The 11,682-nt window shown below is 60.5% G+C and carries 10 protein-coding genes; 4 read left to right on the top strand and 6 right to left on the bottom strand.

What is annotated here, in order from left to right:
• Positions 1 to 172: 172 nt before the first annotated feature.
• From ACTHXA_RS06970 to ACTHXA_RS06990, 5 genes are all read right to left on the bottom strand, one after another.
• Positions 173 to 973: an L-threonylcarbamoyladenylate synthase gene (locus ACTHXA_RS06970; RefSeq protein ID WP_441670744.1), complete on the bottom strand. Its 801-nt coding sequence runs from the start codon at positions 971 to 973 to the stop codon at positions 173 to 175.
• A gap of 21 nt (positions 974 to 994) precedes the next feature.
• The gene (locus tag ACTHXA_RS06975; protein WP_441670746.1) at positions 995 to 1,828 is read right to left on the bottom strand and encodes a phosphosulfolactate synthase; all 834 of its coding nucleotides are present in this window, start codon (positions 1,826 to 1,828) and stop codon (positions 995 to 997) included.
• 86 nt (positions 1,829 to 1,914) lie between these two features.
• The gene (locus tag ACTHXA_RS06980; RefSeq protein ID WP_441670748.1) at positions 1,915 to 3,312 is read right to left on the bottom strand and encodes an MmgE/PrpD family protein; all 1,398 of its coding nucleotides are present in this window, start codon (positions 3,310 to 3,312) and stop codon (positions 1,915 to 1,917) included.
• Positions 3,313 to 3,555: 243 nt separating this feature from the next.
• A complete protein-coding gene (locus ACTHXA_RS06985) occupies positions 3,556 to 4,875 on the bottom strand; it encodes an aminotransferase class III-fold pyridoxal phosphate-dependent enzyme (protein ID WP_441670750.1) in 1,320 nt (439 codons plus the stop codon).
• 108 nt (positions 4,876 to 4,983) lie between these two features.
• Entirely contained in the window at positions 4,984 to 6,465 is a 1,482-nt protein-coding gene (locus ACTHXA_RS06990; protein ID WP_441670752.1) for an NAD-dependent succinate-semialdehyde dehydrogenase, read from the bottom strand.
• Positions 6,466 to 6,652: 187 nt separating this feature from the next.
• Here ACTHXA_RS06990 and ACTHXA_RS06995 point away from each other — a divergent pair, with 187 nt between their 5' ends.
• On the top strand, positions 6,653 to 7,345 hold the full coding sequence (locus tag ACTHXA_RS06995) for a GntR family transcriptional regulator (RefSeq protein WP_441670754.1): 693 nt from the start codon (positions 6,653 to 6,655) through the stop codon (positions 7,343 to 7,345).
• Between the two features lie 109 nt (positions 7,346 to 7,454).
• Positions 7,455 to 8,288 carry an SDR family NAD(P)-dependent oxidoreductase gene (locus ACTHXA_RS07000; protein WP_441670756.1) on the top strand — a complete coding sequence of 278 codons (834 nt, stop codon included), beginning with the start codon at positions 7,455 to 7,457 and terminating at the stop codon, positions 8,286 to 8,288.
• A gap of 87 nt (positions 8,289 to 8,375) precedes the next feature.
• On the opposite strand, the gene ACTHXA_RS07005 is transcribed toward ACTHXA_RS07000, so the two are convergent.
• Positions 8,376 to 9,332 (bottom strand): zinc-binding dehydrogenase, encoded by a 957-nt coding sequence (locus ACTHXA_RS07005; RefSeq protein WP_441670758.1) that lies wholly within the window; start codon positions 9,330 to 9,332, stop codon positions 8,376 to 8,378.
• A gap of 129 nt (positions 9,333 to 9,461) precedes the next feature.
• On the opposite strand from ACTHXA_RS07005, the gene ACTHXA_RS07010 reads away from it, so the two are divergent.
• Positions 9,462 to 10,391, top strand: coding sequence for a DNA-3-methyladenine glycosylase family protein (locus ACTHXA_RS07010; protein ID WP_441670760.1), 930 nt, complete (start codon positions 9,462 to 9,464; stop codon positions 10,389 to 10,391).
• Between the two features lie 221 nt (positions 10,392 to 10,612).
• Complete coding sequence (locus tag ACTHXA_RS07015) at positions 10,613 to 11,491, top strand: glycine betaine ABC transporter substrate-binding protein (RefSeq protein ID WP_441670761.1); 879 nt, start codon at positions 10,613 to 10,615, stop codon at positions 11,489 to 11,491.
• Positions 11,492 to 11,682 lie beyond the last annotated feature (191 nt).

Genomic DNA, 11,682 nt, shown 5'->3' on the forward strand with positions numbered 1-11,682 from the left:
AATCATTATCCACGACTGCGGTGCCCACCGCGCTGAATACAGTGCGGAAACGAGTTTCGCTGGCGCAAGTCCCTCGAAAACAGGAGTTTGCGCCAGCGAATTATCGGTATCCCTCAGCGGTTCCGTGCAGTCCGCGACGCGGACGACTCAGTCCGTGCGACCAGCCTCACGGTCAGTAGTACTGCCCGTGGCGGTAGTCCCACCGCGGAAACTGTTCCGCGAGGTTGAGCAGGATTTGCGGAAGCGAAAGTCCGGCACGAATCAGTGTCGGGACGGCCTCGGTCGTGCCTTCGACGTCACCGCGACGAACCTCGCCGCGCTGTTCCGGCAGGAGCTTCCCTTCCGCATCTACAAACGAGACCATCACGCCCTGTTCGTAGCGACCGGCCGTATCGGGTTGCACCCAGCGCACGTAATCGTCGCCTTCCACAACCAAATCCACGCCGGTTGCGATGCGTTCACCGACTCCGGTCACCACGCCGCGGTTGCCCTTGCCGGATGGGTTGGCCGAGCTCGCGAAGAGCACCCGCTGCTCGGATTCCCACAGTTCCTTGGCAAGGCGTTCCGCTGGCACCCCGAATCGCACGACGAAGCAACTCGTCCCCCGCGCATCCCGAACATACTGTTCCGCACCTTCGGGAATGTGCCGCAGACCACTCGTTTTCCACGGCAGGATGCAGCCCATCAGCACATCCTGGTCCCAATGTGTCTGGTAGAACGAGCGGATCTCGTCGTTCATTTCCGCGAGCGCTTCGAGTTCTTCGAAGGAGCCGCAGAGCACCACGCCGGGTTTGGTGAGGGGCCGGTTTTTCAACTCAAATTTGCGTTCGAGGCCGCGGCTGTCGCAAGTGATGATGATGTAACCCACCTTCGTCGGGCTCACGACCACGCCACCTTCACCGCGCAGGATGTCGAGCGCTTCTTGCTGCAGTCCACCGTTCCACGAAATGGTTGGAACTTCGGTGTTGATCACGGTGCTTTCTTTCATGATGCGTTAGGCGGGGTTGATGACGCGGCCCCACGTCGACTTGTTGCCCCAGATGTTCTGGCGAAGGCCCTCGAGCTGCAGAATCTGCGAGTGGTCGACGAAGAGGTTGACCTCGTTGCCGTAGTTCTTGATGTACCACTCGAAGACCGGTCCGTCAGCAGCCTCGAACATGACGTTCTCGAGCCCGACACCATTGATGATGGATGCGGCGGCTCCGGTGTTCCATTCGGTCACGTTTTCGGTGATGCCTTCGGACTCGATCATGATGATGTCAGCACCGGCCTCAAGTGCAGCCTTCGCGCGGTCGATGAGGTCGCCCACGTCCTTTTTCGTTTCGGCAGCGAGCTCGGCTTCGCCGGAGTCACCGCCCGAACCGATCTGGATACCGAGCTCCGGCTTGGCCTTGAGGCCCGCGTTGACAACCTTCTCAACGAGGCGCTGCAGCCCCGAAGTCGGCAGCATGATGAAACCAGTCGAGATTTCGATCACGTCGAAGCCTGACTCTTTTGCTTCCTTGAGGTAGTGATCCACCGCATCAGGGCCGTAACGCAGCACGGTTTCGATCCAGCCACCGGAGGAGACGTAGGAGTCGTTCGCGTGAGCGATGTCGCTCATCGCGCGTACGTGCTCGGGCGGCACGAGGGCGAATGATCCGCCGGCCCACTTGATGCCGTCGACCCAATTGCCGGCGACATCGAAGACATCCTGCAGGTGGCGGGTGCCGAAGGTCGCGTAGTACGGTGCCCGGATTTCGGTGATGCCGAACTTCCGCGGCTTCTCGGGGCGGTAGGCGCGCGGGACGAAGTTGAATGCGGTGTCAAAGGGAATTGCGTTACTCAAAATTGATTCCTTACGGTTGAGGATTGATATGTGATGAATTGGTCGCGCAGCTGCGTGGATGCAGCTGCGCGGTTGCAGCGGGGCGCTTAGGCGAGGGCTGCTTCCGGCTGGTTGCGCACCAGGCTCACGCGTGCGAGTACCGCGGTAAGTGCGGCGACGTCGTGTTGCTCGAGATCCCGCACTACATTTGCGATTTCGTTGCGGAGCTCTTCGGTCGTAAAGTGCGTGGTCAACGCGTCGAATTTCTTGCGCGCACCCTCCCAGCTGAGGGGGTCGTCGTGGAAGCCCTCGTAGGAGTTTCGTTCGGCGCTGAGTACCGTGCCGTCTGCAAGTTCAACTTCAAGGAAGGCGGGCATCTCTTCGGGGAATCGATCTGAGAAACCGTCGTCCGGCGTGATCGTGATCTTCTTCATGAGCGACTGCACGTCTTCGGCGATGATCCGCTCGGGAGCGTATTGTGCCGGATTGAGCTCCCCGTCGAGGAGCACGACCGCGACCATCCACGGCAGCGAGTGGTCGGCTTCTTCCTTGGTGCGGATGCTCTGCTTGTCGCCCTCTTCGCCGCCACCGATGATCGAGAATGCGACGTCGAAGGTGCGCAGTCGGATGCTCGTGATGGCCTTTGCGTCGAAACCGGGGAGTGCACGGATGTCCTGAGCGGCATCGAGCGCCGATTGCGAGTGGATCTCGGCATTGTGCTTCTTGATGATCGAACGGCGAACGCGTTCCAGGTCCTCGGCGGACCAGTCGATTTCGAAGGGTCCGGCAATCGATTCTTTGAATCCCTTATTGCCTTCAAAGACCTCTTCGGGCCCGGTGATACCGCGTGAAGCGAGCAGCGCGGCGAACGTACCTTCCTTTGAAACCTGCGGGTAGGCGAGGCCCTTCCAGTGACTCAGGTTTCCCGTCCGGGTTACGCGCAGTGCATTGTTGGCGGTACCGGCGATCGCGATTGCATTGGCAATCTGTTCGACATCAAGGCGCAGTGCCTTTGCCGCGGATGCGGCTGCCGCGTAGGCGCCCTGGGTGGTGTGGTCGAAGCCCTTGGCACGTACCGGCGCGACATCCGAGAGTCGAGCGTGCACCTGGTAGGCGACACCGAAGGCGGTGAGCAATTCCTTGCCGCTGGCACCGACCGATTCGGCGGCTGCGAGGACCGCACCGAAGTTGTCGGATGGGTGGTTCGTCTCCCCCTTGGCGAGGTACGAGTCCATGAAGTCGAGGTATCGACTCAGTGCGCTGTTGTAGAACGCGGCACGATCCGGTGCGGTCTTGCCGCCGCCGATGAGTGTGGCCGTGGGTGCTCCCCCGAGGTCTTCAACGAGACCTCGAATCGCGGCGATCGGTTCAGCATCCAGCGCGCCGATGGCGACGCCGAGCGTGTCGAGAACGCGGATCTTGAGGTGCTCAAGCGCTTCTGCGCTGAGGTCGTCGAATGAGGCCTTGGCCACGAATTCGGCGAGCTGGGTGACTTCTGTATTCACAATTGCCCTCCTCTGAAAGCTTCTTAGGTAAGCCTTACCTAAGCACTTCCAGTGAACGCCGAATTTATCTTGATGTCAAGATAAATTGGCTGAGACGCCTCTCAGCACGCTCTGCAAGCGGAGCCTCCCATGACAGCAAATTGACCACTCATCGGCACATTTACTAGGTCGTTAAACCACGAAGCGGGGCGTGAAGGCCCTTACCTTCACACCCCGGTGTCGTGTCTTTTGAGAGGATGCGACCTAACCCAGCGTCTTAAACGCCTCCTCGAGAATCTCCATAGCCTCGTCGATCAAGTCATCCGAGATGTTGATCGCCGGCAGCAGACGCAATACGTGACCGTCGCTACCACCAGGTAGCACGAGCAGTCCGCGCTCGTACGCCGCCCTGCTCACCTGCCTGAACGCGGCCGCATTCGGCTTGCCGTCTGCATCCACGAGTTCGACACCGTGCAGCCCGCCGAGACCGCGCACGTCGCCGATCACCGAGTGGCGCTGCTGCAGTTCGCGAAGTCCGCCCTGGATACGCTGCCCCACCTTGACGGCACGCTCCAGCGTTCCGGGCGCCTGAAGTTGGTCGAAGATCTCAAGCGCAGCGGCGCACGCGACCGGGTTACCCGAGAAGGTGCCGCTGAGGCCACCGGCGGGGATCGCATCCATAATCTCGACGCGACCGGTGACGGCCGAGAGCGGGAAGCCTGCGCCGATCGCCTTTGCGGTGACCACGAGGTCGGGCACGAAGCCGAAGTGCTCGCTCGCAAACATCGTGCCGGTACGGCCGAGGCCGGTCTGGATCTCGTCGGCGATCGTCACGATGCCGTTGTCACGCGCCCAATCCTGCAGCGTCGTGAGGTAGCCCTCGGCGGGGATGATCACGCCGCCCTCACCCTGAATCGGCTCGATCACGAGGCAAGCGAGGTTCTCGGCACCCGAGACCTTTTCGAGGTACGCGATTGCCCGGCGCGCAGCCTCGACGCCGTCAAGCTGATCAAGGAAAGGGTAGGAGTTGATTGCACGGTAGATTTCACCGGGACGCGGACCAACGCCAGCTGAGTACGGCTGCGCCTTGTAGTTGAGGCCGAGTGTGAGGTTCGTGCGACCGTGGTAGCCGTGGTCAACCACCGCAATGCCGTTGCGGCGTGTGTACGAGCGGGCAATTTTCACCGCGTTCTCAATGGCTTCCGCACCGGTCGAGCTGAGTGCCGACTTCTTCGCGAAATCGCCCGGGGTCAGTTCGGTCAGGCGGCGCGAGACCTCGACGTAGGACTCGTACGGCGACACCGAGAAGAGCGTGTGCGTGACGCGCTTCGTCTGCTCAATCGCTGCGGCAATGGCCTGTTCGTTGACGTGCCCCAGCGAGGTGACGCCGATTCCGGATGCGAAGTCGAGGAACTCATTGCCATCGACATCGGTGAGGATCGAGCCGGATGCAGACTCAATGTACATCGGCGTCGCCGGGTTGACCGACTTTGTGACGTACTGGTTCTTTGCCTCGGCGAGGCTCTTCGAGCGAGGCCCTGGGATTTCCGTGCGGATGCGGCGGCTGGTTGACGTGGTGGTCATGATTTCTCCTTGTAAGTGTGCGGCGCGATCATTGCGCCGGGGATTGTCAGTGCGTGGATGTGTGAGGCAGCGTTCCCGGTCGACCCGGGTCGGCAGACAGGATGCGGTTTAGTAGGTCTCGCGACGAGCGATGTTGTAGAAGCGGATCTCTTGATATTCCTCGAGCCCTTCGCCCGAGCCTTCACGGCCCTGACCGGACTGCTTCATGCCGCCGAACGGTGCGGCTGCGCTCGAAGGCACACCGTTATTGATGCCGACGAGGCCGGTTTCGAGCGCATCGGCAACGTTGAGTGCGCGGTCGAGGTTTTCGGTGAACACGTACCCAGCCAGGCCGAACGGGGTGCCGTTGGCGGCCGCGAGAACTTCTTCTTGGCTTGAGAACCGGCTGATCGCGGCAATCGGCCCAAAGATCTCTGTGTTTGCGATGTCGGCGCTGGTCGGTACCTTGTCGAGCACGGTGGCCTCGAAGAAGTACCCGGCACCTTCGGGAGCACTGCCACCCGCACGAAGTTCTGCGCCCTTGTCGGTGGCGTCGGAAACAAGCTGTGCCATGCTGTCCACTGCGCGGCGATCGATGAGCGGGCCGAGGTCAACGTTTTCGTCGATCGAATTGCCGACACGCACCTGCGCCATCTTTTCGGCAAGGCCCTCGGCGAACGCATCCGCAATACCGTCCTGCACAAAAATGCGGTTCGCAGCAATGCAGGACTGGCCGCCATTGCGCAGCTTCGCGAGGTATGCCCCTTCGACGGCTCGCTCTAGATCGGCGTCGTCGAAGACGATGAGTGGGGCGTTGCCGCCAAGCTCCATCGAGCTCTTCACGACGTTCTTCGCCGCGAGTTCCATCAGCGCGCTGCCAACGCCCGTGGAACCGGTGAATGAGAGCTTGCGCACCCGCGCATCCGCGAGCACCGCTTCGCTGAACGCGCTCGAGTCGGTGGTCGTCACGACTCGCATGAGTTCGCGCGGGATGCCCGCCTCGGCGAGCAGATCGACCGTGACCAGCGTGGTCAGCGGCGTGAGTTTGGCCGGTTTAATGACCGCACCGCAGCCGGCGGCGATGGCGGGCGCAATCTTGCGGGTGATCATCGCCATCGGGAAGTTCCACGGTGCGATGAGCACCGAGAGACCGATCGGTGCGCGGCGCGTGAGAATCGTGGAGTTGCCGGCAGGATTTTCCCGGAATCCACCCGCTGGGCGCAGCAGTTCCTCGGCGTACCAGCGAACATAGTCGGCGGCATACTGCACTTCACCCTGTGCTTCCGCGAGGGTCTTTCCCATTTCGCGGCTAATCACGTACGCGAGTCGCTCGCGGTTTGCGATCAGGATCCCATAGGCGTTGTGGAGCACATTGGAGCGGTGACGCGGGGTCGTTTTCGCCCATGCGTGACCGGCCTCATCGGCGACCCCGAGTTGCTCGACCGCATATTCGGGCGAGTAGCTCGGCAGCGTCGCAATTCGTTCTTCGGTCGACGGGTCAAGAATCGCGAACTCATTCGCGCCCGGTTCATGATTCGAAAATCCAGGGATGCTCGCGAGGGCTTCATCTGCCTCGCGCAGGCGATCGGACGGGATGGTTTGCAGACTCATAAATTGACTCCGATTCCTAGGTGGGTGCGTCGGGTAATCGACATTGACGGGGACACACGCAGGGCTTAAGTCCACTGAAAGTCGCCACTTCAGCCCTACTGTCCTACAAAACTAAGACTAAGTCATGATTTTGGCAAGTATTGTCCTACGATCCGACTTTCCGACCTGGCTGATAGGATGTCGGGTCATGAGCACGCCAACAGATATCTCGCTCCAGCGTCGGAGCACCGCGGAGGTGGTCTCCGACACCCTGATGCGGCTAATTGTCGACGGCGACTTGAAGGCGGGCGAGCCGCTTCGCGAAAGCAGTCTTGCCGCACGACTCGGCATTTCGCGCAATTCACTCCGAGAGGGCATTCGTCTGCTGGAACAGAGCCGACTCGTGCAATATGAAGTTCACCGTGGGGCTGTGGTGAGTTCACCTACCCTCGCCGATTTAGATGACCTCTACCGCACCCGACTCATGCTGGAGTCGATGGCCGTACAAGAGATTCCTTCACCGGAAGCCGTCGCCGCCATTGACACCGCTTTTGAAGAGCTTAAGTCTGCGGTCGATTCCAAAGAGGTCGAGCCGATCGTGACCGCCGATATTGCACTCCACCAGGCGATTGTCGGCCTGCTCGGCAGCGAGCGGCTCAGTTCGTTCTACGAGCAAATCAGCAAAGAGATGATCTTCTACTTCACGGTGTTGTCCTACACCGACGAAGAGTATGCGAACCCCGACGAGCCGATCCTCGCACGTCACACCGAAATCGTCGAAGCCATTCGACGCGGCCGCCGCACCGAAGCCTCAGAACTCGTGACCAGCCACATCATGGCGAACTTCGCTCGACTCAAGGAAATCCTGCAAGAGCGGATCGATGGCGACGAAGTGGGTTAGGCATTCGCACTGACGCACCAATGCCCATTGGCAACAGCTGTCGCTCTTCCTAAGCTGGTTAGACGATTCATGCACGCGAGGATGCGTGCCGAGAAAGGAATGACCAACCATGACTGGACTTCTCGAAGGCAAAGTTGCCATTGTCACCGGTGGATCGAGCGGTATTGGCCTGGCCACCGTTGAACGATTCATCCAAGAAGGCGCACGCGTTACGATCGCCGATATTCAGGATGAACAGGGCAACGAAGCCGCGAGCCGGCTCGGCGACTCCGCGCTCTATATCCACGCGGACGTGACCGACGAAACCAGCATCGAGCAGCTCGTGCAGAAGACCGTCGAGCACTTCGGTCAGCTCGACATCATGTTCAACAACGCCGGCGCGCAAGGGGACCCCTCCCCCATCCTCGATATTGGTTCGGAAGGATTCGACAAGACCATCGCGTTGTTGACGCGCAGCGTATTGCTCGGTCACAAGTACGCTGCTCGGCAGTTCCAGGCACAGGGCACCGGTGGATCGATTATTTCGACAGCGTCGGCCGCTGGACTCCAAGGTGGCTGGTCCGCGGTTGGCTACACGACCGCGAAACACGCTGTGGTCGGCATCGTCCGGCAAGCCGTGGCTGAGCTCGGCAAGTCCAATATCCGCTCGAACGCTATCGCGCCGGGAATTATTATGACGCCGATCATGGCGAAGTCATTCGGTGTGCCTGTTGAAGAAGCCGAGTCATTCGCGACGTTCCTCGCTGATCGGTTGGGGTCGACCCAACCGAGCGGACGCGTTGGGCAGGCTGAGGACATCGCCAAAGTCGCAACGTTCCTGGGCAGCGATCTCTCCGAATATGTTTCTGGAGTGACGATCCCTGTCGACGGTGGCGCGACCGCGATCACTCAGGGCACGTTTGCCACGGAAGTAGTTGAGGCTGCGAAGGAATACACGGCGTAATCGCCGCGCTTCGCGACGGATTACACGGCAGTTGGTGCCGCGATAACGAACTATCGCGGCACCAACACTGCCAGCACTGTTAGAACACTAGTCTTCGAAGACCGCGACGAGGCGTCCCTGCACCTTGCCTTCGGCGAGCTGCTGCAGCCCCTCGGGAATCTTGTCGAAGGTCGTGTTGGTCGCCTGGATTTTAAGGTCACCCGCCGCAATCCAGTCGATGACTTCCTGAAGGTCCTCGACGTTTCCTCGTGGCGTTGCCCCTTGCAAGGTGATCGCGCGTGAAATCAGGTCGTAGGAGTTGAACTCGAATTGCGTGCGACCGAGGCCGATCTGCGATACGCGGCCGTTATATTTCACGGCCTTCATCGCCGCTTGCGTGGTCGTGCCGAACCCGGCGAAGTCAACCGCCACGTCGAAGTCTTGGCCTTCGAGTTCGCTCGCGTCCTTGTACACTTCCTTGACTCCGAGGGCCTTGGCGGCTTCCCACATGTCTTCGCGGGGCTCGACGCCGTATACCTCGGCGCCGCGAAGCACCGCAATGCGCGCCCCAGTCATGCCCAGCCCACCGAGCCCGATGATCAATACCTTGTCGCCCTGGCCAACCTGGCCGTACACGACGACGCCCGCATGGGAGGTTGCGCCGGCATCCGTTGCTGCCGCAGCCTGGGCAAGGTCGATGCCAGCAGGCAATTTCACGAGCTGCGCCGCGGTCAGCACGGTGTACTCGGCGTACGCACCATCATGAGTCACGCCGGGCGCGTCACTCCCGGTTATCGCACCAACCACCGCGTCGCCAAGTTCAAATCCGGTGACGCCCTCGCCGATTTCTGAGATAACCCCGGCGACCTCGTGACCGAGGATGATGGGCGGCTCGACTTCGAAGGGGATCACACCCTCCATGTAGCCAACATCACTGTGGCAAAGCCCGGATGCCTTCACTTTAATTACCACTTTGCCCGGCGCGGCGGTCGGAACCGGGACTTCATCGAGGCGAAGCGGCTTATGCGCGTCGTCGAGCACCCATGCCTTCATTGTGTTTGCCATTACAACTCTCCATTCTCAATTACAGTCACCTCTATGCAACAGATGTCGCTTAGGCCTGCTCTGCAAGGCTAGCGAATTCAGCCGAAGATTCGCCCCGATGATGTCGGAGGGTGGCAGGATGATGTGCGTATGACCGATTTTATTGAGCGCGTTTGGGTTCCCCCGCATCGCACCGACTTGGGCGAAACGCTGTCATCACTGCAGCACGGTCCGTGGGACCCAACCTTCCAGTGGCTCAGTCGGGGGACGGATGCGTTGCTCACGCGACGCTTCGACGGCCGGTCGGCGACGCTTCGGCTCACCACGCTGCCGGACAACATGCTGCGAGCACGAGCCTGGGGCGACGGTGCGGAAACCGCCATTGCCCGGGCGCCAGAGTTCTGCGGTGCCAACGACAATTCCGCCGCGTTCACACCGATCTTGCCTGAGGTTGCCGCCGCGCATCGCCGCCGTGACGGCATGCGCATCCCGCGTTCTGGCACGGTCTTCACCGAACTCGTCCCGGCCGTACTCGAACAGAAAGTCATCGTGGAACAGGCGACGGCCTCCTATCGGCGACTCGTGCTCCGCTACGGAGAGCCGGCACCGGGACCATTGCCGCGAGACCTCGCTGCACGGATGCGCGTATCCCCGACTGCCGAAACCTGGCGACGCATTCCCAGTTGGACCTGGCATCGCGCCGGCGTCGACCCCGCACGGAGCCGCACCGTGGTGCAGCTGGCCGCGCGCGCATCCGCAATCGACCGACTTGCCGCCTTGCCCGCACCGGAAGCGAGAGCGCGGCTTGAAACACTTGCAGGCGTCGGCGCCTGGACGAGTGCGGAGGTGGCTCAGCGTGCACTCGGCGATGCCGATGCAGTGTCGGTCGGCGACTATCACCTACGCAAGCACATCGGCTACGCGCTCGAGGGGCGTGATTTCACTGACACCGAGATGCTTGCGGCTCTCGAGCCCTGGCGGGGACAGCGTTATCGCGCGGTGCGGCTCATTCTTTCGGCTGGACCGAATCGTCCTCGCCGCGGTCCACGTCTCGAAAAGGTCGACTACCGCGCATTCTGATCGGGTTGACCGATTCGTCCAAGAAAGAACAGTTCACGGTCGGCGGAACGATGTCGGCGTGGCGTGTTCGATTCGATAGTGTGGTGAGCCTGTACGCAGCTGTCCGAAGATAACCGAACAGAGGTGAATGCCTATCGAACCAGAGCAACTCCTGTAATCCATGCAGGAGCCATGACTGGAAACGAACGAAAACGCATTTCTTCTGAAAGGAAAACACAACGATGTGGAAGAAAATTCTCGCAGGCACGGCATCGGTCGGTCTTCTCGCGGGCCTCGCTGGCTGCTCCGATGTTGAAGGCGGAGCAGAATCCCAAACCATCAATTTCTTCGAAGTCGCGGGCTTCGACGACACGACCGCGATCACCGCCTTGTGGACGGTACTCCTCGCCGAACAGGACATCACGCTCGAAACCACCATGGTGGATCTCGCGGCGGGCTTCACCGGCGTCGCTCAGGGCGATATCGACGGCTACGTCAACGCGTGGCTTCCCGCCACGCACGAGGCCTACCTCAGTGAGTTTGAGGATCAAGTCGTGATCGTCGATCAGAACGGCCCGTACTTCGATCAAAACGAAAATCTCTTCGCCGTCCCCGAATATGTCGAACACGACACGGTTGCCGAAGCCCTCGCAGACCCCGAACTATTTAACGGCGAGATTATCGGTATCGAAGCCGGATCCGGGCTTATGGGCATGGTCCCGGACACACTGGAAGCCTATGGCGCAACCGATGACTTCGAAGTGATTTCGAGCAGTACCCCAGCGATGTTGTCCAGCCTCGAAAGCGCGATCGCGGACGAAGAGCCCGTACTCGTGACCCTGTGGAACCCGCACTGGGCGTTCGCGGACATGCCGATCAAGGCACTCGAAGATACCGAAGACGGCTGGGTCGAAGCAGACGGTTCATACTTCGTGGTCTCCGAAGAGTTCGACGCGGAACACCCTGAAATCGTGGAGTGGTTCGCAAACTCTAAGCTGACCCAGGAAGAGTACGCGTCACTGATGTACGACGTCAGCCAGGCAGAAGAACCGGCGGAAGGTGCTGAAGTGTGGCTCGAGGATTCCGCAAACCGAGCGACTGTCGATAGCTGGTTCGAGTAGCGAGCACTCCCCCAGACGCGATGTGGCGGGGCTGTAAAACTGAGAAAAAAAATTCAATACCCCCACACCAAAAACACCCCTCCGTTAAAAACTCTGAGTGTTGCCATTTAGCACAAAAATAATGAGTTGGCATAGTATTAACCTCACTAATTATGACCTAAATGCCAACACTCAGAGTTTATCACGGATGG

This window comes from Gulosibacter sp. (assembly GCF_052090685.1).
GTDB lineage: Bacteria > Actinomycetota > Actinomycetes > Actinomycetales > Microbacteriaceae > Gulosibacter.

What these genes read in the sequence shown, in the direction of transcription:
- ACTHXA_RS07000 (WP_441670756.1), top strand. Translation starts at nt 7,455, where the DNA reads ATGACTGGACTTCTCGAAGGCAAAGTTGCCATTGTCACCGGTGGATCG.
- ACTHXA_RS06995 (WP_441670754.1), top strand. Translation starts at nt 6,653, where the DNA reads ATGAGCACGCCAACAGATATCTCGCTCCAGCGTCGGAGCACCGCGGAG.
- ACTHXA_RS07010 (WP_441670760.1), top strand. Translation starts at nt 9,462, where the DNA reads ATGACCGATTTTATTGAGCGCGTTTGGGTTCCCCCGCATCGCACCGAC.
- ACTHXA_RS06990 (WP_441670752.1), bottom strand. Translation starts at nt 6,465, where the DNA reads ATGAGTCTGCAAACCATCCCGTCCGATCGCCTGCGCGAGGCAGATGAA.
- ACTHXA_RS07015 (WP_441670761.1), top strand. Translation starts at nt 10,613, where the DNA reads ATGTGGAAGAAAATTCTCGCAGGCACGGCATCGGTCGGTCTTCTCGCG.
- ACTHXA_RS07005 (WP_441670758.1), bottom strand. Translation starts at nt 9,332, where the DNA reads ATGGCAAACACAATGAAGGCATGGGTGCTCGACGACGCGCATAAGCCG.
- ACTHXA_RS06985 (WP_441670750.1), bottom strand. Translation starts at nt 4,875, where the DNA reads ATGACCACCACGTCAACCAGCCGCCGCATCCGCACGGAAATCCCAGGG.